Here is a 21233-nt window from a genome sequence, read left to right as displayed (position 1 = left end):
ATACATAAAAGCCTTCCCATGAAAATCAACTCGTTAAGTGTAGTTATCATGTTCTTATTTTTTACCGGCTTCACATATGCCCAGGACCTTGGGAGCGAAACGGTAGAAGTGGTGAAACCATATACCCCTACTGTTAGTGATGCCTCCAAAATAAGGGAGACTCCAAAAATATCAGATTCAGTGAACCTTGAAAAAAGACCTGTACAATACAGCATATTTTCTGTTCCGGTTGCCTCCACTTTTGCCCCTGCCAAAGGAAGGGCTACAACCGTGGAGCGCCAGCGTCCGCCAAAGCTGTATGATAATTACATCACCCTTGGTTTTGGTACCTACACCAGTGCTTTAGCCGAGTTCTACAGCAATATTGAAGTCACCAGGACCGATAACTTCGGAATTTTCCTCACTCATAATTCGGCTCAAGGTGGGATTGACGGTGTGGAACTGGAGGATAATTATTACGATACAGAACTCAATCTTAATTACTCTTCAAGAAACCGAAATCTCATCTGGAACACCGAATTTGGGGTAGAGCACCGACTATTTAACTGGTATGGAGTACGCGTGGATGAGGTAAGTAATAACATTATCGATGATATCGATCCCCAGCATAATTACTACAGTGTATATGCTGGTGGGGAAATTAACTGGGAAAAGGCCTTTTTTGACAGGGCAGAAGTCAAATACCGATATTTTGGTGATGACTTTGAATCTAACGAACACCGTCTTACATTTAAACCAACGCTTGAAATTCCTATTGGTGGCGAATTGTTTCATACCAATGTGATTTTAGACTATTTAAATGGTAGTTCTTCTCTAGCTATCGGCGATTCTGAGGAAATTAATTACAGTTATATGAATATTGGACTGGCCTCGAGTCTAGTTGTGCTTAGAGACGATCTTACTCTTAATTTGGGTGCTGCGATCTATTACAGCTATGATTCAGAGAACAGTGACAGCGGGATATATGTTTACCCGCAGGTCACTGCAAGCTATCGCGCTGCCGGAGATTATTTTATTGCTTACGCCGGTCTTGAAGGAGAACTGCGACAGAATTCTTATTATGAATTTACGAACGAGAACCCTTTTCTTACTCCGGGAGTAGGAATAGCATCTACAGATCAACAATATAAAGCTTACGTAGGTGCAAAAGGAAAATTAACCAGCAGTATAGGTTATAATACCCGTTTAAAATATATGGCCGAAGATTTTAGGCCACTCTTTGTGTCCACGCCTTCCGATCCTTCTGAAGCCCTGAGCAGGCCACCTTATGCTTTCGGGAATTCATTTGCAGTTGTTTATGACAAGGTGAGTACTATTTCGGCATTTGGGGAACTCAACTTCGATGTAAATCGCAAACTTAACCTGCGTATCAATGCTGAATACTTTGTGTATGATACCGATGAGCAGGATGAGGCCTGGAACCTGCCAGACTTCAAAGCGAATTTATTAGCCGATTATCAAATCACAGAAAAATGGTTTGCAGGGGGCAATATTTTTATAGTTGGTGAGCGGGAAGATTACGGTACGTTTGATTTTACTTCGGGAACTCCTGTTGTAGAAGAAAGTGTCACCCTGGATTCTTATGTTGATCTTAATGCAAATCTTGGATATAGATTTAATAACAGGCTTTCCATATTTGCCCGTGGTCATAACCTTTTGGGGGATAATTACGAGAAGTGGGCAGATTATCCCGTTTTAGGGCTGCAGGTGCTGGCAGGAGCTACCTACAAGTTTGACTTCGGAAGATAAAATTAATGAAGTGCGAAAAAGCCGGTTTTTACCGGCTTTTTTTATGCTCAACTTCCAGGAATATTGGATTTAAAGAATTCTTAACAATTAGATAACATAGGAATTAAACAGTGGATATATGCAAGTATATATTTTTGCAGCCCCAAAAAGGGATAAAAGAAGTTATATTCGCATTTTTAAGAAATTTTTGAAAACCTATAATTAGGAAATGGCAAAAGCTAAATTTAACAGGATTAAAAGGAACCGGCCGTATTTGAACGTGCTCGATTTCATGGTTCAGGAAAAAACATTCCTTGCCATAGTAATTGTGGGACTCGTTCTGGCAGGAATTCTTACAGGTTATGGACAGGCCGGGATGTGGCTTGGATTCTTTTTCGCCGCTTATGCAACTGTGGCTAATGACAGTATACAGTCGCTGGGAACCTTTATCGAAAGTAATAAGAGCCGCAAGTGGTGGACGATGTGGCTATTTATTGGGATTATTTTTCTGGCCGTAGTTACCTATAGCTGGATAGTTTTTGATGGAGATGTCACCTACCAAAGACTATTGAACCCAGATGGAACGACAAAATATCCTCATCCCGAGAATTTTAGCTTTTTCCAGATCATTGCACCCCTTGTACTTTTAATACTTACAAGGTTAAGGATGCCGGTATCTACTACCTTTCTTATATTAAGTGTCTTTAGTGCAGATACCTCGGGGATTACCTCTGTAGTATGGAAGTCCTGGACGGGGTATATCATGGCTTTTGTGCTGTCATTCTTGGTTTGGTACTTATCCTATAACACCATTAAAAAGTACTTCAAGAGCCGTAAATTCAACAAAAGCTGGAATATTGTTCAGTGGCTTGTGAGTGGTACATTATGGGGTGTATGGGTGATGCAGGATGGTGCGAACATAGCGGTATTCCTTCCACGACAGCTTGACTTCATGCAGTTTATAATTTTTTCCGTCACTATTTTTGTAGGTCTTGGTCTCCTGTTCTACCTAAGGGGAGATAAGATACAGCAAGTGGTGAGTGAAAAGGCGAGGATTTCAGACATAAGGGCAGCAACTTTAATTGATGCAACTTATGTGATCCTGTTGATCTATAAACTTTTTATTAGTACAGTTCCAATGAGTACCACCTGGGTATTCCTGGGAGTTATTGGAGGAAGGGAAATTGCAGTGAGTCTTGCACGTACCAAAAAAGGTAAAAAGCACCGTAAAAAAGCAGGCAGAATGATATTTAAAGATTTCTCCTATGCCATGATCGGGTTATTCATTTCCATTGCTCTTGCAGCCGGTGCCAACCCCGATATTCGTGAAGCCATTTGGGAAGCAATTGTAGGCTGGATTTAATCTCCATTGCTCAAAATGATATAAATGCGCTCCGGTTTGGAGCGCATTTTCTATTTTTACCCTAAATCTCTAAACAATGATCAAGAAAATATTTTTTTCCATTCTTAGCTTCGGAATTTTCTTTGGCTGCAATGACATTAATAAAGAAGAAGCCGATCTTCTTGTAATTAACGCCAATGTGTATACCGTGGATGATGAATTTTCTACTGCGGAAGCCTTTGTAGTGAAAGACGGAAAGTTCCTCGCTGTTGGTTCTTCGAAAGATCTGCAGGAGAAATACAATGCCGCCGAAGTCTTCGATGCCCAGGGAAAAACAATTCTCCCCGGTTTAATTGATGCCCATGCTCACTTCTACGGTCTTGGGTCTACCATGCAAACGGTTAACCTTACCGGCACCAAGAGTTTTGAAGAAGTGGTCGCTCGTATCACTGAATTTCAAAAGGAAAAGAATTCCGATTTTATCGTTGGTCGGGGATGGGATCAGAACGATTGGGAAGTAAAGGAATTTCCCGTGAAGGACACTCTTGATGTATTGTTCCCCGATACTCCTGTAGCCATAACCCGCATTGACGGGCATGCTTTATTGGCGAATCAGGCGGCGCTGGATGCTGCCGGTATTACCCTAAATACTCCTGCTGAAGGTGGAGAAATTGAAAAGAAGAATGGAGAATTAACCGGGATCCTCATTGATAATCCAATGGCACTGGTGGAGAACGCTGTTCCTCAAACAAGTTTAGAAGATCAGACTTTTGCTTTGCTGGATGCTCAAAAAGAGGTTTTTCAGTATGGTTTAACAACAGTTAATGATGCAGGTTTAGATCGTTCTACAATAGAACTCATTGACAGTTTGCAGCAAACAGGAGAGTTGGATGTAAGGATTTATGCAATGATTAGTAACACAAAGGAGAATCTGGATTATTTCCTTGACAGGAAACCTTTTAAGACAGATAAACTTAATGTACGTGCTGTGAAATTCTATGCAGATGGGGCTTTGGGGTCAAGAGGAGCCGCTCTTAAACAGCCTTATTCAGATAAGCACAATCATTTTGGAGCCTTACTATCTTCGGTAGCCGACTTTAAAGCAACTGCGGCGCGCATTGCCGGTTCAGAATATCAAATGAATACTCACGCAATCGGGGATTCGGCTAATGTTGTTGTGTTGAAGACTTATGATTCCCTTCTTGCAGATGCGGGAGATAGACGCTGGAAAGTGGAGCATTCACAGGTCATAGCTCCCGAAGATTTTAAATACTTCAGTAAAAATATTATTCCTTCAGTGCAGCCAACACATGCCACCAGTGACATGTATTGGGCACAGGAAAGGCTGGGGCCGGAGAGGGAGAAAGGAGCCTATGCATACAAAAAGTTACTGGATGAAGCGGGGATCATCGCCCTTGGAACAGATTTTCCTGTGGAGCAGGTGAGTCCCTTCCTTACATTTTACGCCGCGGTAGCACGTAAAGACACTAAAAATTATCCGGAAGGCGGCTATATGCCCGAACAGGCCCTCACCAGGGAAGAAGCTTTGCGCGGAATGACAATATGGGCCGCTTACAGCAATTTTGAGGAAGATGAAAAAGGATCAATAGAGCCAGGAAAGTTTGCAGATTTTGTCATTTTAGACAGGGATATCATGAAGGTTTCCGAAGAACAAATTCCAGACATGAAAGCCAGCGCTACCTATTTGGGTGGTAAGAAAGTTTATTAGAAGTACGGGTTTAGACGTACGAATTCAGAATCTGAAAACCCTTTAAAAAATATCTTTGAAGGATTTTATTTTTCATGTTCGATTAGAAACTAACAAATTTTGAACCTTGATTTTGAATTTTGAATAGTAAGCCAGGGGCTTACTTTCCTCCATTGGCCTTGAGGTCCAGCTTACACTTTTCATCGAAATCAATGACCTTTTGCCCATTTTCAAAAAAGCTAAGGGGAGAGGAGCTAATGTCTATAGCAGCAGCCATTAGACATCCATCTACATTACAATGGGCCCGGTATTCTTTATTTGTGTCTTCGTGTGCACTTTGAGCAGGGGATCCATTATCTACCAGCCCGAAGAGGTGACCAAATTCATGGTGCAGCGTTACAGTTTGTACTTCACTCCTTGAGATGGTACCTGCCATTTCATCAATTTCATTTTCAAAAACCACCATGGAGGTATTCATATATGCTTTACCCAGGATTCTGTGGCGGTTTTCGCTATCTTCACTTTTATTATTGGCAAAAAAGATAAAAGTTGCAAGTTTCTTATCCTTTGAAAAAGCTGTCCGGTTTTTTTTCTCTACACTTTTGATCTCTTCAATAGAGTACGTATCATCCTGGGGACTGGCAATGGCCCTCTTCTTAATGGAGATTCCGTCCGGTTTATTAATGTACTTGTTGAGAAATGTGGAGAGGCTTTGTAAAGCTTCTTCTGCAGGTTCGTGTCCTGTCACGTAGACTACTTCCAGCTCCATTGAAGTAAATAATTCATCGCTTAGATAATCTCTTGCCGAAGCTCCTAAAACGAGGTCATTTCTATGCGCAGAAGGTGCCTTTGCAGGATCATCAGGGCTACATCCGGTTAAAAAAAGCAAAAAAAAGATCCAGCTAAAAAAATATTTCCCCCTCATTTTATTTTTTTATTGTTAGCCTTGCCAGGTAGTCGTAATGTTCTCCTTCATAGATTTTTGCACAATCAAATCCATTCTTTGATGCTGCTAAAGATAATGAATCAAAATCAAGGTACAACCAGTCGAATCTTGCTGAAGTTTCACTTTTATAACTTAAACTGTAAGTAAGTTCCCCGTAATAACCTTTTGAAGAGTCAACCCAAACACCTCCATCTTCATCGGCATCAAAAAGATAAATAAGATCTGATGAGTCAATGATCACCTGTCCATCTTTGGCCAGCAAATTTTTGAGTTGCTTAAAAAAGTTGTCAAGGAATTTCATTTTTCCTACGATTCCCGTGCCGTTCATGAGCAGCAGGATAGTGTCAAATTTTTCTTCGGAAAGTTTTTCAAAGGCAATGTTTCGTGCATCTGAGATACCACGTTTTTGACAAATATCTATAGCTCCGGCCGAAGTGTCTATGGCAGTAACCTGAAGCTTTCGTTCCTCCTGCAGGTAAAGAGAGTGGCTTCCGGCGCCGCAACCCACATCAAGCACTTTTCCGCGGCACAGTTGTAAAGCTTTTTGTTCCAGCTTTGGCATTTCCTTATAACCTCTAAAGAGGTAAGGCACGGGGATCACATCATTATCAAAGTCGGGCGAGTGGACTATTATATCCTCTTCGTCACCGGTTTCAAAGAATGCAGTTATAGCTTTTCCAAAAATATCGGGATCGTTTTTTAACTTGTTCACGTGTTGGTTCTGTTTATCTTTGCAGCATGCAGGATGAGTTAAATGGGCTCCCGCAAAGGGCCAAAGATAAACATAAGGAGAATAAGAAGTTTTTCTCCCAGCTTAAAAAGAAGCCACCAAAGCATTTAGATCTTCAAATGCAGGAGCTGCACGAGGAGGAATTCCGCCGTACCGACTGTCTTAATTGTGCCAATTGTTGCAAAACTACAGGCCCTCTTTTTACCAACAAGGACATAGAACGTATTTCCAGGCATCTGCGTTTAAAACCCCAGCAGTTTATCGATCAATACCTGCGCATAGATGAAGATAATGATTATGTGCTACAGGAAGTGCCCTGCGCCTTTCTCGCTCCCGATAATTACTGTCTCATTTACGACGTTCGCCCCAAAGCCTGCAGCGAATTTCCTCATACAAACAGAAAAGACTTCCACAAGATCTCCAATCTCACCATTAAAAATGTAGGCATCTGTCCCGCAGCATATAATATTGTGGAGGAGATGAAAAAGCGACTACCATAGAGCGTTGCAAGTTGCACGGCGAAATCCGAATTAGAGCATACCATAGAATTTAAAGCTTTTCTTTTTATCTTAAAGAAAAAAAACAATGAGTACTTCTTATTGGGATCTGGAAATATACACCTCAGCACTGCAACTTTTTTATAAAGTTCATCCATTAACTCTACGCCTTCCAAAATATGAAATGTACGAGTTGGGTAGTCAGTTACGGAGGTCCTCCGATTCAATTACAACTAACATTGTTGAGGGGTACGGAAGAAAAAGATATAAAGCAGATTTTCTGAAATTTCTAGTATACGCTCACGCAAGTAGTGACGAAACTATCTCACATCTAGAGAAACTGAATTTTTTGTATCCGGGGATAATGTCAGGGAATGAGATATTAAAGAAGGATTACGAAAAGCTAGGAGCAAAAATTCTTTCCTTCATTAGGTACGTCGAAAGCTCCTGGAAAACCTGAATAAAAAGCTTAGTTCATTTTACCTGAAACCCGGAACCTGGAACCTGAAACCTGAAACCTGTAACTTCTTTAATACAATAAATAATTCTTCCTGACCTTTGCAAATTCTTCCAACCCGGCTTTCCAAATAGCACGAATCTCTTCTGCACTTTTACCGGCCTCAATTTGTTGGCGAAGTGTAGTGGTCCCCGCAAGCTTGGTGAAAAAGGAATTGAAAAACTCCCCTTTTTGAGAGGTATGTGCGTAGGCTTCTATAAGCCATTCCAGGTTAATTGAGTCCAGCCGGTTGGTTTCTGAAAGGTCTTTGCCATAGCAGGTTTTTCCCATGTGCTTTGGAGATTTTGCCCCTTCGTTAGATTCCGGAACATAGGAAAAAGGAAATTTTTCCTTCGGAAGGAATGGGGAACCAAACACCTGAAATTGTTTCGAGGTTCCGCGTCCCGCATTCACATTGGTTCCTTCAAAAAAGCACAGGCTGGGATAAAGGTTGACTGCTTTAGTATTTGGCAGGTTTGGGGATGGTTTGACCGGCAGCTTATAAGATGCATCCCGGTTATAATTTTCCATTTCGACCACCTGTAAAGGCGCCTGGATTCCATCTTTTAGCCAGCCTTCCCCATTGATCATTTTCGCATACTCTCCTATTGTCATTCCGTGTACCACCGGGATAGGGTGCATTCCTACAAAACTCTTATGTTCAGGTTCGAGAACCGGCCCATCGATGTAATGCCCGTTTGGGTTAGGACGGTCAAAAACAATAACCTGAATATTATTTTCGGCAGCTGCTTCCATTACGTAATGTAGTGTCGAGATGTATGTGTAGAATCGGGCCCCCACATCCTGAAGATCAAAGATCAAAACATCAAGACCTGCAAGTTGTTGTGCAGAAGGTTTTTTGTTGTTTCCGTAGAGGGAAATTACCGGAAGCCCCGTGCGTGGATCCTTACCATCTTCAACTGCCTCGCCGGCATCGGCTGTGCCTCGAAAACCGTGTTCCGGAGCGAAGACTTTCCGAAGATCAACTCCAAGAGACAGCAGCGTGTCTACGAGATGCACATTTTTGGCTTCAGTGGGAATGATACTTGTCTGGTTGCCCACCAGACCGATTTTTTTACCTTCCAAAAAGGGCAAAAAAAAGGCGGTTCTTTCGGCGCCGAGTTTTAGTTCCTGCACAGCTTCAGCAGTTATCGAATCCTTACTGACTTCAGCAGGAACAGGAGAAGGTTTTCCCGGGTTGTTTCCGCAGGCCATAGCGGCAATAAATAGGAATAAAAATGTACTTTTGAAAAATCTTAAACTCATAGCTACTCTTGAATCTGGAATTCTTTATCGCCAAACGCCTCATAAGTTCGAAGCAGCACAAAAGTAGCATATCGGCCCCTATAATAAAAATAGCGATTGTGGCTATTGCCTTAGGGGTGATCATGATGCTGGTTGCCTTTGCGACAGGAATTGGCCTACAGCAAAAGATAAGGGAAAAAATGTCGGCTTTTACTGGCCATATTACCATTTCCAGCTACGATAACAATAATTCACAGGTGTCATTGATGCCAATTTCAACAGATCAGGATTTTTATCCCGAATTTACCGGGGTCGACGGGGTTGAGCATATTCAGGCAACAGCATACCTGGGCGGAGTGATTCGCACTGAAACCGATTTTGAAGGGATTATTGTAAAAGGGGTGGGAACCGATTTCAACTGGGAATATTTTGAGGATTTTCTTGTTGAAGGGGAAATGCCCGATGTGTCCGGAAGCCTCAATGATGAGGTTCTTATATCAAAATACACCGCAAACCGCCTGGGCCTGGAGGTTGGGGACAAAGCGATCACCTACTTTTTGCGGGACGAAAGCAGCAGAACTCCTTTGACAAGGGCTTTTGAGGTAAAAGGTATATACAATTCGGGGTTTCAGGAATTTGATGAGCTATATATGTTAGGCGACATACGGCACGTGCAACGTATTAACCGCTGGGAAAAAGATCAGGTGGGGAATTTTGAGGTTTTTCTTGAAGATTTCAGTCAACTGGAAGAGAAAGGACAGGAGATTTATGAAAACACCGGCTCCTTCCTTGATACGCGCACAATAAAGCAGCAGTATTACTCCATTTTTGAGTGGTTGTCGTTGTTTGACTTTAACATTGCACTTATTATTGGGATTATGATCCTGGTGGCAGGAATTAACATGATCACGGCTTTGCTGGTGCTTATTCTGGAACGAACGCAAATGATTGGGATCATGAAAGCGCTGGGAAGCAGCGACTGGATCATAAGAAAGATCTTTCTGTACAACGCCGGATATCTTATTCTTCTCGGGCTGTTCTGGGGGAACTTGATCGGCCTGGGCTTACTGTTTGCGCAAAAATACCTTAAACTCATCCCTCTTAATCCCGAAACTTATTATGTGACCGAAGCGCCTGTTTATCTGGGTTGGGAATATATTTTGGGAGTGAACCTGGGAACTCTGCTTCTATGTATGCTCATGTTGCTTATCCCCTCATTTATAATTACCAGGATCTCTCCCGTCAAAGCAATGAAGTTTGATTAGAAGCACCTTCCAAAAACGGCATTTTTGGCACCTCTTTTGAACTCTTTTAAAAGCTGCTTTTTTTCTTACCTTTGCAGCCGAAAAATTAAGACATGGAATACGCTGAAAATATATTAGGTACTATTGGAAATACGCCTCTCGTCAAGATGAATAAATTGACAGAAGGTATAGATGCACTGGTGCTGGCAAAATATGAGACTTTTAATCCGGGCAACTCGGTTAAGGACCGGATGGCAGTGAAAATGATCGAAGATGCCGAAGCTGCCGGACTTTTAAAGCCGGGAGGAACTATTATTGAAGGGACTTCAGGAAATACGGGAATGGGTCTTGCTCTTGCTGCTATTGTAAAAGGTTATAAGATGATTTGTGTCATGGCCGATAAGCAATCCAAGGAAAAAATTGACATTTTACGTGCCGTAGGCAGTGAGGTAGTCGTTTGTCCCACCGATGTGGCACCAGATGATCCTCAGTCTTACTATTCTACCTCCAAACGTCTTTCTGAAGAAACACCAAATTCCTGGTATGTCAACCAATATGACAATCTTTCGAATACCAAAGCTCATTATGAGAGTACAGGGCCTGAAATTTGGAGACAAACCGATGGTAAAGTTACTCATTTTGTTGTTGGAGTGGGAACGGGCGGTACCATCTCGGGGGTTGGAAAATACCTGAAGGAGCAGAATCCAAATGTGAAAATCTGGGGTGTGGATACTTATGGCTCAGTTTTTAAAAAGTACCACGAAACCGGAGAGTTTGATGAGAAGGAGATATATCCTTATGTGACAGAAGGGATTGGAGAAGATATTTTGCCTAAGAATGTTGACTTTGATATTATTGATGGCTTTACAAAAGTGACTGATAAAGATGCCGCTATCTACACCCAAAGACTTGCTAAGGAAGAAGGAATGTTCCTTGGGAATAGTGCAGGAGCTGCGATCAAGGGTTTACTTCAGCTAAAAGAGCATTTCAAAAAGGATGATGTAGTAGTAATTTTATTCCACGATCACGGCAGCCGTTATGTAGGGAAAATGTTCAATGATGACTGGATGCGAAAAATGGGATATATAGAGTAAGAACCGGGAGACAATATTCAGGAACCAGTACCTGGTAAAATAAAATAGTAAAGAGCTGTCTTTTTTAGACAGCTTTTTTTATTTCTCATACTGAAGCTTTTGTGATGATGCTTCAGATCTCTGGATCAGCCAGAAAATTAAGGCTCCGCCGAAGTACAGCAGTACATCGACCACATCCTGAGTATATCTTGTTGTAATTTCAGGAAGGTACCATTCAAAGTAAATAGAATAAAGTGCCGCGAGAGAAAAAGCAGAAAAAAGTGAAATTTTTAGATCTTTCCTTTTGCTGATCTTTCGGATCACGAAAAGACAAACACTCAAAACTATAGGCATGCACAGCAGGTCGTTAAGATAGGAGGAGAAGAAGGTGGGCAGTTGTAAAGGAAGATTAAGTACGATTAAATTTCCAAGGAAAATTCCAAAGCAAATAAAAAACAGCAGATAAATATTTCTCATATCAGAAAAAGAGCTGTAATAAATGCCAGGGCCCCGCCAATGATCATTACCGCTAACCAAACGTTGAATCCCACTTTTTTAAGTCCGCTCATGAATTTACTCTCATTTTTGGAAGGGGAGGTATTTTTATATTTTTCCGGATTCTGCCCGCCGGGCTCAGGCTGCTCTGGCTTCATATCTAATGATTTTTGAATAAGATAAAATTTTTACCGGAAACTTCTTGGGACAGCAGCCGGTTTAACCGGGAATTAAGAATCTTTATCTGCACAAAAGACACGGGACCACACAATTTTATTTCCCGGGGTTTCAATATGTGGCTGAGTTTATAAATTTTAGGGGAGGAGTGGTGGTGCTGCGGGAGAAAAATATATTTTAGTAGATTCAAAAAAACTGATCCTATGAAATTTACTTATCTGTTACCATTGTGCTTAATTGTCCTGCTTACAGGCTGTAAAGAAAATGAATCTGAAAATGTTACTGTCGTCCAGGAAGATGCACTAGGATATCTTGCTTTGGGCGATTCGTATACCATTGGAGAAAGTGTCGGGGTAGAGATGAGATGGCCGGTGCAACTCGTGGAAAGACTACAAAAAGAAGGTCTTGACATTGAAGATCCCAGAATAATTGCCACAACGGGCTGGACCACGCAGGATCTGCTAAGCGCCATGGAGGCTCAACTCAACAATGAGAAATTTGATCTTGTCTCTGTTTCAATAGGGGTTAATAATCAATACCAGGGAAAGTCTATAGAAGCTTATCGTGATGATCTTTACGAGATCTTCGAAAGAGCGATTTCACATTCCCAAAGTGGAGCAGAGGGAGTTTTTGCTGTAAGTATCCCCGATTATGGAGTTACTCCTTTCGGAGAGGAAAGAGCTGAGGAAATTGGAAAGGAACTTGATGAATTCAACAGGATTTTTGAAGAAGTAGCTTCAGAATTCAATGTGGATTTTTATGATATTACTCCAATTTCACGCAAGGCCGCCAATGAGCCTGAGCTTATTGCAGAAGATGACCTGCATCCAAGTGGGGAAATGTATCGCCAGTGGGTAGATCATTTTTATGAAGAAGTAAGGCAAAAAGTCGCTATAAAAAAATAACAGTATTTGTAAGGCTTCTCCTGCATTTTATTTAACTGATTCTTAGAGGTGTATGGAAAAATTCCATACTTTTATTTGATGCGGGAGGATTATTTACATTACCTATGGCAGTTTCAAAAATTCGATCTTCAGGAGATGAAAACTGTGGATGGGAATGCAGTTAGGGTTATTTCGCCCGGTCGGCATAATGAATTTTCCGGCCCCGATTTCTTTAATTCCCGGCTGCTCATTGGTAACCAGGAATGGGCAGGTAATGTGGAGATTCACCTCCGTTCCTCCGATTGGTACATGCATGGACATGAGACCGACCCGGCCTATGATAATGTAATTCTACATGTGGTGTGGATACATGATGTGGAAATTTTCCGAAAAGATAATTCCCCGCTTCCCGTTATGGAGGTACAGCAACTTGTTTCCCGGGAAAGTCTTAACAGTTATCAAAACCTTTGTACCGAGGGCTCTTCCAGATGGATCAACTGTGAACAGGATTTTCCTGTCATAGATGATTTTTTAATGAATAACTGGCTGGAAAGACTTTATGTGGAAAGGCTTGAAAAAAGATCTTCCCTTATAGAAGGGCTTTTAATCAAAATGGCCGGGGATTGGGAAGCAGTGCTTTTCCAAATGCTGGCAAAAAGTTTCGGGCTAAATATCAATGGAGAAGCTTTTCTTAGTATAGCAGCCTCCATTCCATTTTCGATTGTAAGGAAAGTTCGAGCAAATAAGGTCCATATGGAGGCACTATTGCTGGGGCAGGCGGGTATCCTAAACGGGAATTGCGAGGATCAACATTTTTTACGGTTAAGGGAGGTATACGTTTATTTAAAGCATAAATTTAATTTGTCCAATACCGGAGTAATGCCCGTAAAGTATTTTCGGCTAAGACCCGATAATTTTCCAGAACTTAGGTTAGTACAATTGGCAGTAGTTTATAGTGAACATCCTGCATTGTTTTCGAAACTTCTTAAATGGGAGGATCCACAGCAGGTGTATGATCTGTTTGAGGTAAGGTTGGATGAGTTCTGGAGTACACACTATACTTTTTCCAGCAGTCATTCTCCAAGGAAGAAGAAAATGAGCAGGAAATTTCTGGATCTCCTTATCATTAACACTGTAGTCCCCGTAAAATTTGCCTATTTAAGAAGTAAGGGGAAAGATGCTTTTGAAAAGATAGCACCATTAATTGAGGCAGTAGATGCAGAGCAGAACGAGGTCATTAAAAAATTCCATTCCTTAAGACCTTCTATTCCCACTGGTGCTTTAGAGTCGCAAGCTTTGTTGCAATTAAAAAAGGAATACTGCGATAAAAAAGCCTGTTTGAATTGTGCAGTAGGTTTAAAGATACTTCAACCGCAAGTCCAAATTTAATATCTTTGCTTTATGCAGCAATGGGTAAACCAGATAAGAAACTTTTTTGAGAGACATGGGTTCTATGTTTCCTCACGCTTTGCCGATAAGCTGGGAATGAGAGCAAAAAATGTCCGGCTTTTCTTTATCTACCTCTCATTTGCAACCTTTGGGATTGGTTTTGCCATTTATCTCACACTTGCCTTTCTCCTGAAATTCAAAGACATGATCTATTCTAAGAGGACTTCTGTTTTTGATCTATAAAAAAGATCCTGTCATATTATCTCTCATGGATTAACGTTTCGTTTGCAATTTAACTTCAGAAAATTTGAAAACGTTAATATTTTTAGCATCTTGCTTCGCCGAAAATTCCATTTAATATTATTTTAAAATTCTTATATGAGAAAGTCCATACTTTCATTATTTTTTTCTGTTTTCTTTTTGTCTTCCTATGCTCAGGAATTAGAGGTTGATGTCCAGATTGAAAACCCGTCAAAGGTGATCAATGACGGTTTTGTAGAGCTGGATGTGCGTGGGGGAACACCTCCTTATCAATATAAATGGTCCAACCAGCAAACACCTTTGGATGCTTCCAGGGCGGGAGCCCTTGTAGAAGGGGTAGAATATACGGTGACGATTACCGATGCAGCAAACAACTCTGTCACCAAAACAGTCAAAGTGCCTGCAGAAGCTATTACCGAGCATTTCAATGGAACCTTTGCGCCAATTGTGGCAAGCATGGGGAGCGTTTTGTTCTGGGATCCATTTTCGGCAATTGGAATTTACGACCCGGTTGTCTATGCCGATATTAAAAGAGTGGCAGCACCAAACTGGGAAGCTCGTGCCGAGGGTCGATTCGTTCTTAAGGAATGGCTTAAAGCCGAAGGCGAGCGTGTTGAAGAAGGGGAGCCAATTGCTATTGTGCTTCAGGATGGAGAGGAAGAAACCCAGGCTTATGCGAATGCAACCGGAACCCTAGAATATTTAGTGAAAGAGGGTGGGGTAATTTATAATTCAGAAAATGTAGAGCATGTCATAGAACAAGGGGCTCATTACCTTGCTGCAATAAGATATGACCAGCCCGTGCCATTGCTGCATCCTAACGGAGACCTGCAGCAAAAAGATATTCCTTTTATCGTAATATGGCTGGTTCTCGGAGCATTATTCTTTACAATAAGGATGGGCTTTATTAATATTAGAGGATTTAAACACGCTCTTGATCTTGCAAAAGGAAAATATGATGATCCAAATGCGCCGGGGCAGGTAACGCACTTTCAGGCGTTGGCTACGGCAGTTTCGGGTACAGTTGGACTTGGTAATATTGCCGGGGTTGCAGTAGCTATTTCTTTAGGTGGAGCCGGGGCAACAATGTGGATGATCCTTGCAGGTCTACTGGGAATGTCTTCAAAATTTGTGGAATGTACCCTGGGAGTAAAATATCGCTTTATTAACTCGGAAGGTCGTGTTTTTGGAGGTCCTATGAATTATCTTCGTTACGGTCTCGAAAAGAGAAACATGGGCGGTTTTGGTAAATTCCTGGCAGTTTTCTTTGCTATACTTGCGATTGGAGCCTCGTTTGGAGGTGGGAACATGTTCCAGGCGAACCAGTCTTTTGTCATTCTTGCAGGGGAGTTTCCTGCGCTTGTAGGAAATGGATTTCTTTTTGGGGTAGTTGTTGCTATCCTTGTAGGGATTGTAATTATTGGAGGGATAAGTAGTATTGCCAAAGTAACAGGAAAGGTAGTTCCTATTATGGCTGCAATATATATCCTTGGAGCTTTAGTGGTAATTGGAGTAAACATTGAAAATATTGGACCTGCATTTGCAGCCATCTGGGATGGTGCATTTAGCCCCAGTGCTTTAAAAGGTGGTGTAATTGGAGTTTTAATTGTAGGTTTCCAAAGAGCGGCATTCTCGAATGAGGCCGGAGTTGGATCGGCGGCTATTGCTCACTCAGCGGCCAAGACCCACCATCCGCCGTCTGAAGGTTTTGTGGCGCTTCTTGAACCATTCATTGATACCGTGGTGGTTTGTACCCTTACTGCCCTTGTACTTATTTTTACCGGAATGCATGAAGTTGAAGGAGTAGGAGGGGTAGAACTTACCTCTACGGCCTTTGGTAGTGTGATTTCATGGTTCCCTTACGTGCTTGCGGCTGCAGTATTTCTTTTCGCCTTCTCTACCATGATTTCCTGGTCTTACTATGGAATGAGAGCCTGGACTTACTTATTTGGGAAAAGCAAAAATATGGAGCTACTGTACAAAGCGCTTTTCCTTGTGTTTGTTGTAGTTGGAGCTTCCGTGAGTCTTGGAGCAGTTCTGGACTTTTCGGATATGATGATCCTGGCCATGTCCTTCCCTAACATTATAGGTCTTTACATAATGTCGGGTGAGGTGAGAAGAGATCTGAAAGAATACTCTCGAAAATTAAAAGCCGGTGAGCTTTTTCACAATCCTTCAAAGGAGCGGGTGAAAAAAGCTTCTTAGGCCGAACTAACATACATGAATAACTGGAGATCCCATTTTGTTTTCGATAGAAGTCAACAAAATGGGATTTTTGTTTTAGTTACTCTTATAGTTATCCTGCAGGCAGTATATTTCTTTTATCCTTTTTCTTCGGAAAATCCTCCCAATCCTGAAGAAGAGATAATTGCCAATCAGCTTCAGGAAACTATAGATTCCCTGAAACAGGATGCTGTGGAACTTGATTCACTTTCGGTAAAGTCTTTTAATCCCAACTATATTTCAGATTACAAGGGGTATATGCTGGGGATGTCTATAGCCGAAATTGACCGGCTTCACGAGCATAGGGAGCAGGATCATTGGGTCAATTCTGCTGAAGAATTTCAGGAGGTGACAGGTATTTCAGATTCTTTGCTGAAGATCCTCTCGCCATCATTTAAGTTTCCCGATTTCCGCGGAAAAACTTTCTCAGAAAACAGAGCGTCAAAAAAGGCATTTTCGGCACCTCTTTCCAAAGCCGATTTAAATTCGGCTACGGCTGAAGAATTACAGCAGGTCAATGGCATTGGGGAAAAACTTTCGGCCAGGATAGTGAACTATCGTAACAGCCTTGGAGGTTTTCGGGCCGGGGTACAGCTCAAAGATGTCTATGGTCTTTCTCCCGAGGTGGTGGAAAGGGTCTTGCAGCGGTTTGAAGTTCCAAAAATGGCTGTAGAAAAGTGGAACCTTAATGAGGTGAGTATTATCCAACTCACAGAGCTGCCATTCTTTAATTATGAGCAGGCACGGGCCGTGGTTAAATATCGTGAAGAGGTAGGGGAGATAAAAAGCATGGAGGAACTACAGCAGATTAAGAATTTTCCCTTCGAAAAATTAGACAGAATTGCACTATATTTGACGATCGACCAGGAAAACTGAGGTTTTCTCATTCCCATAAATAATTTTGGGTTATATAATATTCAGAAAATAATTTTATGAACAGTAGATATTTTACAGAAGAACACGAATTATTCCGCAAGAGCTTTCAGGAATTTTTACAGAAAGAGGTAGTGCCCAATATTGAGAAATGGGAAAAAACTGGAACCATTGAGCGTTTCATTTGGGAGAAATTTGGAGAGATGGGATATTTCGGTCTTAATTATTCCGAGAAATATGGCGGGCTGGACCTGGATATTTTCTATACAGTAATCTTTCTGGAGGAGTTGCAAAAGATCAACAGTGGTGGATTTGCCGCTGCTATGTGGGCTCATTCTTACCTTGCCATGACGCATGTGGCAAAAGAGGGAGATGAAGCAATCAAGGAAAAATACCTTACTCCAAGTATTAGCGGAGAAAAAATAGGATGTCTTTGTATCACCGAACCTGCGGGAGGGAGTGATGTTGCCGGCATGAGAACAACGGCAGTGAAAAAAGGAGATAAATATGTGATCAATGGATCAAAGACATTTATAACCAACGGTGTCTATTCAGATTATTTGGTGGTTGCGGCCAAGACTAATCCCGAGCTAAAGTCTAAAGGGATGAGCATTTTTATTATGGACCGCGACACGCCGGGTATCTCGGCTACCAAGCTTGATAAAATGGGTTGGAGAGCATCAGACACTGCAGAGATCGCCTTTGATAATGTAGAGATTCCCGCCTCAAATTTAATGGGAGAAGAAGGCAAAGGTTTCCCATACATTATGCAGCATTTTGCTTTTGAAAGGTTGATCATGGGTATCAACGCTCATGCCCGTGCAGAATTTGCACTTGATTACACCCTGCAGTACATGAAAGAAAGAGAGGCTTTTGGCCGAACTATAGATAAATTCCAGGCTTTGCGCCATACTTATGCCGAGATGGCCAGTGAAGTGGAAATGGCAAAAGAATTTAATTATTCCATTGCCGAGAGAATGCATCGTGGGGTATACGTGGTGAAAGAAGCCAGTATGTCGAAATTGCTTTCTACAAAAATTGCCGATGAGGTGATCTACAAGTGCCTGCAGTTCCTTGGAGGTTATGGGTATATGGAAGATTATCCTTTGGCGAGATTGTCTCGCGACAGCCGCTTAGGACCTATTGGGGGTGGTACTTCGGAGATCCTTCGTGAGATCATTGCCAAAATGGTTATCGACGGCAAGGAGTACAAGCCGGCAGCCAAGTAGTTTAAGGTTTCAGGTTTAAGGTTTTGGGCTATAGATTAAATTTTGAGAAGTCAAACATAAATCAGTCGCACAACCCGCAACAGAATTTCAGAAAATAAAATGAATTAAAATTGTGAGTTTGCAATTAACGATTATCTTTGCAGCTCGAAAATAATTTTTAAAGAAAGGAGGTGACACTATGTTAATTATACCAGTTAAAGACGGAGAGAATATTGATAGAGCGCTGAAGCGTTTTAAGCGTAAGTTTGATCGTACAGGAACAATGCGTCAGTTAAGAGCTCGTCAAGCATTTACAAAACCGTCAGTAGAACGTAGGGCTCAAATCCAAAAAGCTGCTTACATTCAGCATCTAAGAGATCAGGAAGAGATCTAGTATCAATTCCTAAGCCTGAGTTCTTAGGTATACAATTATAGCTGTTGATAGATAAAGTTTAATAACTTTGTTTGTCAACAGTTTTTTTATGCCTCAAAATCAATACACCCCCTTTTTTGAGTACCTGGAGCTTGAAAAGAATAATTCGGCTCACACTATAACCGCCTACCGGGCCGACCTCCTGTCGTTTTCTGATTTTATTTCTGCTACTTACAGCCAGAAAGATATTAAAGAGGTTAATTATTCCCAGGTGCGCAGCTGGATAGTGCAACTGGTGGAGCAGGGGCTATCCAACAACAGTATCAACCGTAAGATTTCTTCTCTAAAAGCCTATTATCGTTTTCTTCAAAAAACCAGGCAGTTGGAGGTATCTCCTTTAGCCACCCATCGTGCCTTAAAAACTTCCCGAAACCTGCAGGTGCCTTTTTCTGAAACCGAGATGGAGAAGGCCCTCCAGCAGATCCCGGCCGAAGGTTTTGAAGAGGTGAGAAATAAATTGATGGTAGAGCTTTTCTATTCCACGGGGATAAGACGCAGTGAGCTAATTGGAATAAAGCTGCAGGACCTTGATCTAACGGCGGGAATTTTGAAGGTGAGGGGTAAGGGTAACAAAGAAAGGTTTATTCCGCTTATAACTTCGGTTGTAGCAACAGTGCAGAATTATATTGAGGAAAGAAAAGGTGTGGAAAATGACATTTCACAGGGGTATTTATTTTTAACAGCAGCAGGCGTTAAAATGTATGATTCCCTTGTTTACCGAACAATTAATAATTACTTTAGAGGTATCTCGAGTAAGTTAAAAAAGAGCCCGCACATCCTGCGACACTCCTTTGCTACTCACTTATTGAACCAGGGTGCTCATTTAAATGCTGTTAAAGAACTTCTGGGACATTCCAGTCTCGCTGCCACTCAGGTTTATACCCATAACAGCATGGCCGAGCTTAATAAAGTCTACCAGAATGCGCATCCACGGAACAAGAAGAAGGGATCTTAGAATTGTCTAATTAAAACTTCTATTTTTATGAAAGTCAATGTACAGTCCGTGAATTTCCACGCCGATCAAAAACTAGTCAATTTTATTCAGAGAAAGCTGGACAAGCTGGAAAATCATTTTGACAATGTGATTTATGCCGATGTATATCTCAAAGTCGAAAAAGCCAGTGACAAGGAGAACAAGCTTACTGAAATTTTATTGAGCCTTCCCGGGGATGAGGTAATTTGTAAGAAGAGGGGTAGGAAGTTTGAAGTAGGTGTGGATGAATGTATTAGTTCATTAGGGAGACAACTTCAAAAACGAAAGCCAAAATTTAATGCGCAAGTAGCGTAAAATATTTTTCTCAAATGTTTTGAGAACAGAATTAAATTTATACATTTGCAGTCCGTTAGAAATAGCGGACTTTTTTTGTGAAAAAGTTAAGAGTTTCGCCGATGTAGCTCAGCTGGCTAGAGCAGCTGATTTGTAATCAGCAGGTCGTGGGTTCGAGTCCCTCCATCGGCTCTGAAAAACCGAATAAAGAACGGTTTTTAAAGTTCTTGAAATTTTGAATTAAAAAGCTTTGGTTGGTAAATTAATTTTCTTTTAATTTGCGGCTTCAAAAAACAAGCCATTCCAAAGCGATGGTTCTCTGAAATACTGAAAAAATTAATTGGGGAGATACTCAAGCGGCCAACGAGGGCAGACTGTAAATCTGCTGTTTTTAACTTCGCAGGTTCGAATCCTGCTCTCCCCACAAAAATTAAATTCCAATAACAAATTCCATATACCAAACTGGGATTTGGTGCTTGAGGCTGGAATTTAGGAATTGCGGGAGTAGCTCAGTTGGTAGAGCGTCAGCCTTCCAAGCTGAATGTCGCCGGTTCGAACCCGGTCTCCCGCTCTAAGTTTTTCTTTTAATTGTAAAGCTCGGATAATTTTGAGTTTTATTGAAAAGAAAAGCAGAGTGAGAATCCCAAAACTGGTTTTCTTCTCTAAATCTTTTTGTTGGTGAGTCTTAAATTGGCTGTTAAAGCAAATTAAAATAGATTGCCCGCATAAAGTCTTTTGCTGGTTTAAATATTGAATTTAGACCTTGTGGAAGTAAGGAGGAATCTGGTCTTCTTTTATAATAGAGATTATCACGCTACAAGGCGTGTTTTCCTGTTAGCAAAATTTGGACCTTGAGTCTCGAAACCTATAGTTGTCTCCCCCAAGAAATAGCTTTGTCGGAGGGGGCTTTTTTTGCCGACGTAGCTCAGGGGTAGAGCGTTTCCTTGGTAAGGAAGAGGTCACGGGTTCAATTCCCGTCGTTGGCTCTGAGATTTGTATAAAATTGAACACTAA

At 41.5% G+C, this 21233-nt stretch carries 21 protein-coding genes and 4 tRNA genes; 20 read left to right on the top strand and 5 right to left on the bottom strand.

Annotated elements, in window-relative coordinates:
- Nucleotides 1–18: 18 nt before the first annotated feature.
- The 3 genes from OU683_RS10130 (at nucleotide 19) to OU683_RS10120 (ending at nucleotide 4799) form a co-directional block, all read left to right on the top strand.
- On the top strand, nucleotides 19–1749 hold the full coding sequence (locus OU683_RS10130; RefSeq protein WP_268137823.1) for a TonB-dependent receptor: 1731 nt from the start codon (nucleotides 19–21) through the stop codon (nucleotides 1747–1749).
- A 208-nt stretch (nucleotides 1750–1957) separates the two neighbouring features.
- The gene (locus OU683_RS10125; RefSeq protein ID WP_268137821.1) at nucleotides 1958–3091 is read left to right on the top strand and encodes a hypothetical protein; all 1134 of its coding nucleotides are present in this window, start codon (nucleotides 1958–1960) and stop codon (nucleotides 3089–3091) included.
- Nucleotides 3092–3167: 76 nt separating this feature from the next.
- A complete protein-coding gene (locus tag OU683_RS10120) occupies nucleotides 3168–4799 on the top strand; it encodes an amidohydrolase (RefSeq protein ID WP_268137819.1) in 1632 nt (543 codons plus the stop codon).
- Nucleotides 4800–4938: 139 nt separating this feature from the next.
- Here the strand turns inward: OU683_RS10120 and OU683_RS10115 are convergent, their stop codons facing one another.
- Both OU683_RS10115 and OU683_RS10110 read right to left on the bottom strand, forming a co-directional pair.
- Nucleotides 4939–5703, bottom strand: coding sequence for a hypothetical protein (locus OU683_RS10115; protein ID WP_268137817.1), 765 nt, complete (start codon nucleotides 5701–5703; stop codon nucleotides 4939–4941).
- A 1-nt stretch (nucleotide 5704) separates the two neighbouring features.
- The gene (locus OU683_RS10110; RefSeq protein ID WP_268137815.1) at nucleotides 5705–6436 is read right to left on the bottom strand and encodes a class I SAM-dependent methyltransferase; all 732 of its coding nucleotides are present in this window, start codon (nucleotides 6434–6436) and stop codon (nucleotides 5705–5707) included.
- Between the two features lie 26 nt (nucleotides 6437–6462).
- On the opposite strand from OU683_RS10110, the gene OU683_RS10105 reads away from it, so the two are divergent.
- On the top strand, nucleotides 6463–6954 hold the full coding sequence (locus OU683_RS10105; RefSeq protein WP_268137813.1) for a YkgJ family cysteine cluster protein: 492 nt from the start codon (nucleotides 6463–6465) through the stop codon (nucleotides 6952–6954).
- 85 nt (nucleotides 6955–7039) lie between these two features.
- The gene (locus OU683_RS10100; RefSeq protein ID WP_268137811.1) at nucleotides 7040–7411 is read left to right on the top strand and encodes a four helix bundle protein; all 372 of its coding nucleotides are present in this window, start codon (nucleotides 7040–7042) and stop codon (nucleotides 7409–7411) included.
- 69 nt (nucleotides 7412–7480) lie between these two features.
- Here OU683_RS10100 and OU683_RS10095 read toward each other — a convergent pair whose 3' ends face one another.
- The gene (locus OU683_RS10095) at nucleotides 7481–8713 is read right to left on the bottom strand and encodes an exo-beta-N-acetylmuramidase NamZ family protein (RefSeq protein WP_268137809.1); all 1233 of its coding nucleotides are present in this window, start codon (nucleotides 8711–8713) and stop codon (nucleotides 7481–7483) included.
- A gap of 8 nt (nucleotides 8714–8721) precedes the next feature.
- Between OU683_RS10095 and OU683_RS10090 the strand changes: the two genes are divergently transcribed.
- Together OU683_RS10090 and OU683_RS10085 are read left to right on the top strand one after the other, a co-directional pair.
- The gene (locus tag OU683_RS10090; protein WP_268137807.1) at nucleotides 8722–9957 is read left to right on the top strand and encodes an ABC transporter permease; all 1236 of its coding nucleotides are present in this window, start codon (nucleotides 8722–8724) and stop codon (nucleotides 9955–9957) included.
- Nucleotides 9958–10049: 92 nt separating this feature from the next.
- Nucleotides 10050–11030: a PLP-dependent cysteine synthase family protein gene (locus OU683_RS10085; protein ID WP_268137805.1), complete on the top strand. Its 981-nt coding sequence runs from the start codon at nucleotides 10050–10052 to the stop codon at nucleotides 11028–11030.
- Between the two features lie 78 nt (nucleotides 11031–11108).
- Here OU683_RS10085 and OU683_RS10080 read toward each other — a convergent pair whose 3' ends face one another.
- Together OU683_RS10080 and OU683_RS10075 are read right to left on the bottom strand one after the other, a co-directional pair.
- On the bottom strand, nucleotides 11109–11486 hold the full coding sequence (locus tag OU683_RS10080; RefSeq protein ID WP_268137803.1) for a hypothetical protein: 378 nt from the start codon (nucleotides 11484–11486) through the stop codon (nucleotides 11109–11111).
- Nucleotides 11483–11662 (bottom strand): hypothetical protein, encoded by a 180-nt coding sequence (locus OU683_RS10075; protein ID WP_268137801.1) that lies wholly within the window; start codon nucleotides 11660–11662, stop codon nucleotides 11483–11485. The genes OU683_RS10080 and OU683_RS10075 overlap by 4 nt, the downstream gene beginning before the upstream one ends.
- Before the next feature lie 222 nt (nucleotides 11663–11884).
- On the opposite strand from OU683_RS10075, the gene OU683_RS10070 reads away from it, so the two are divergent.
- The 13 genes from OU683_RS10070 (at nucleotide 11885) to OU683_RS10010 (ending at nucleotide 21205) form a co-directional block, all read left to right on the top strand.
- Nucleotides 11885–12586, top strand: a complete 702-nt coding sequence (locus tag OU683_RS10070) for an SGNH/GDSL hydrolase family protein (RefSeq protein WP_268137799.1) — start codon at nucleotides 11885–11887, stop codon at nucleotides 12584–12586.
- 78 nt (nucleotides 12587–12664) lie between these two features.
- Nucleotides 12665–13954 (top strand): DUF2851 family protein, encoded by a 1290-nt coding sequence (locus OU683_RS10065; protein ID WP_268137797.1) that lies wholly within the window; start codon nucleotides 12665–12667, stop codon nucleotides 13952–13954.
- 12 nt (nucleotides 13955–13966) lie between these two features.
- Nucleotides 13967–14197: a PspC domain-containing protein gene (locus tag OU683_RS10060; protein WP_228915147.1), complete on the top strand. Its 231-nt coding sequence runs from the start codon at nucleotides 13967–13969 to the stop codon at nucleotides 14195–14197.
- Nucleotides 14198–14332: 135 nt separating this feature from the next.
- Nucleotides 14333–16420, top strand: a complete 2088-nt coding sequence (locus tag OU683_RS10055; protein ID WP_268137795.1) for an amino acid carrier protein — start codon at nucleotides 14333–14335, stop codon at nucleotides 16418–16420.
- Between the two features lie 15 nt (nucleotides 16421–16435).
- The gene (locus OU683_RS10050; RefSeq protein ID WP_268137793.1) at nucleotides 16436–17314 is read left to right on the top strand and encodes a ComEA family DNA-binding protein; all 879 of its coding nucleotides are present in this window, start codon (nucleotides 16436–16438) and stop codon (nucleotides 17312–17314) included.
- A gap of 56 nt (nucleotides 17315–17370) precedes the next feature.
- Nucleotides 17371–18540 (top strand): acyl-CoA dehydrogenase family protein, encoded by a 1170-nt coding sequence (locus OU683_RS10045; RefSeq protein WP_268137791.1) that lies wholly within the window; start codon nucleotides 17371–17373, stop codon nucleotides 18538–18540.
- A 178-nt stretch (nucleotides 18541–18718) separates the two neighbouring features.
- Complete coding sequence (gene rpsU / locus OU683_RS10040; protein WP_228915138.1) at nucleotides 18719–18913, top strand: 30S ribosomal protein S21; 195 nt, start codon at nucleotides 18719–18721, stop codon at nucleotides 18911–18913.
- A gap of 88 nt (nucleotides 18914–19001) precedes the next feature.
- The gene (locus tag OU683_RS10035; protein ID WP_268137788.1) at nucleotides 19002–19907 is read left to right on the top strand and encodes a tyrosine-type recombinase/integrase; all 906 of its coding nucleotides are present in this window, start codon (nucleotides 19002–19004) and stop codon (nucleotides 19905–19907) included.
- 27 nt (nucleotides 19908–19934) lie between these two features.
- Nucleotides 19935–20240, top strand: a complete 306-nt coding sequence (hpf, locus tag OU683_RS10030; RefSeq protein ID WP_268137786.1) for a ribosome hibernation-promoting factor, HPF/YfiA family — start codon at nucleotides 19935–19937, stop codon at nucleotides 20238–20240.
- A gap of 97 nt (nucleotides 20241–20337) precedes the next feature.
- A tRNA-Thr gene (locus OU683_RS10025) sits at nucleotides 20338–20411 on the top strand.
- Between the two features lie 150 nt (nucleotides 20412–20561).
- Nucleotides 20562–20643, top strand: a tRNA-Tyr gene (locus tag OU683_RS10020).
- 74 nt (nucleotides 20644–20717) lie between these two features.
- A tRNA-Gly gene (locus OU683_RS10015) sits at nucleotides 20718–20790 on the top strand.
- Between the two features lie 343 nt (nucleotides 20791–21133).
- Nucleotides 21134–21205 (top strand) — tRNA-Thr (locus tag OU683_RS10010).
- Nucleotides 21206–21233: the final 28 nt, after the last annotated feature.

This window comes from Salinimicrobium sp. TH3 (assembly GCF_026676115.1).
Lineage (GTDB): Bacteria > Bacteroidota > Bacteroidia > Flavobacteriales > Flavobacteriaceae > Salinimicrobium.
This window is presented reverse-complemented; position numbering and strand designations above follow the sequence as displayed.

Excerpts from the sequence above, each read along its gene's own strand:
- OU683_RS10130 (WP_268137823.1), top strand. The coding sequence starts at position 19 with ATGAAAATCAACTCGTTAAGTGTAGTTATCATGTTCTTATTTTTTACC.
- OU683_RS10085 (WP_268137805.1), top strand. The coding sequence starts at position 10,050 with ATGGAATACGCTGAAAATATATTAGGTACTATTGGAAATACGCCTCTC.
- OU683_RS10060 (WP_228915147.1), top strand. The coding sequence starts at position 13,967 with ATGCAGCAATGGGTAAACCAGATAAGAAACTTTTTTGAGAGACATGGG.
- OU683_RS10050 (WP_268137793.1), top strand. The coding sequence starts at position 16,436 with ATGAATAACTGGAGATCCCATTTTGTTTTCGATAGAAGTCAACAAAAT.
- OU683_RS10070 (WP_268137799.1), top strand. The coding sequence starts at position 11,885 with ATGAAATTTACTTATCTGTTACCATTGTGCTTAATTGTCCTGCTTACA.
- OU683_RS10035 (WP_268137788.1), top strand. The coding sequence starts at position 19,002 with ATGCCTCAAAATCAATACACCCCCTTTTTTGAGTACCTGGAGCTTGAA.
- OU683_RS10105 (WP_268137813.1), top strand. The coding sequence starts at position 6,463 with ATGCAGGATGAGTTAAATGGGCTCCCGCAAAGGGCCAAAGATAAACAT.
- OU683_RS10065 (WP_268137797.1), top strand. The coding sequence starts at position 12,665 with ATGCGGGAGGATTATTTACATTACCTATGGCAGTTTCAAAAATTCGAT.
- OU683_RS10125 (WP_268137821.1), top strand. The coding sequence starts at position 1,958 with ATGGCAAAAGCTAAATTTAACAGGATTAAAAGGAACCGGCCGTATTTG.
- OU683_RS10095 (WP_268137809.1), bottom strand. The coding sequence starts at position 8,713 with ATGAGTTTAAGATTTTTCAAAAGTACATTTTTATTCCTATTTATTGCC.
- OU683_RS10100 (WP_268137811.1), top strand. The coding sequence starts at position 7,040 with ATGAGTACTTCTTATTGGGATCTGGAAATATACACCTCAGCACTGCAA.
- OU683_RS10115 (WP_268137817.1), bottom strand. The coding sequence starts at position 5,703 with ATGAGGGGGAAATATTTTTTTAGCTGGATCTTTTTTTTGCTTTTTTTA.
- rpsU (WP_228915138.1), top strand. The coding sequence starts at position 18,719 with ATGTTAATTATACCAGTTAAAGACGGAGAGAATATTGATAGAGCGCTG.
- OU683_RS10055 (WP_268137795.1), top strand. The coding sequence starts at position 14,333 with ATGAGAAAGTCCATACTTTCATTATTTTTTTCTGTTTTCTTTTTGTCT.
- OU683_RS10080 (WP_268137803.1), bottom strand. The coding sequence starts at position 11,486 with ATGAGAAATATTTATCTGCTGTTTTTTATTTGCTTTGGAATTTTCCTT.
- OU683_RS10075 (WP_268137801.1), bottom strand. The coding sequence starts at position 11,662 with ATGAAGCCAGAGCAGCCTGAGCCCGGCGGGCAGAATCCGGAAAAATAT.
- OU683_RS10120 (WP_268137819.1), top strand. The coding sequence starts at position 3,168 with ATGATCAAGAAAATATTTTTTTCCATTCTTAGCTTCGGAATTTTCTTT.
- hpf (WP_268137786.1), top strand. The coding sequence starts at position 19,935 with ATGAAAGTCAATGTACAGTCCGTGAATTTCCACGCCGATCAAAAACTA.
- OU683_RS10045 (WP_268137791.1), top strand. The coding sequence starts at position 17,371 with ATGAACAGTAGATATTTTACAGAAGAACACGAATTATTCCGCAAGAGC.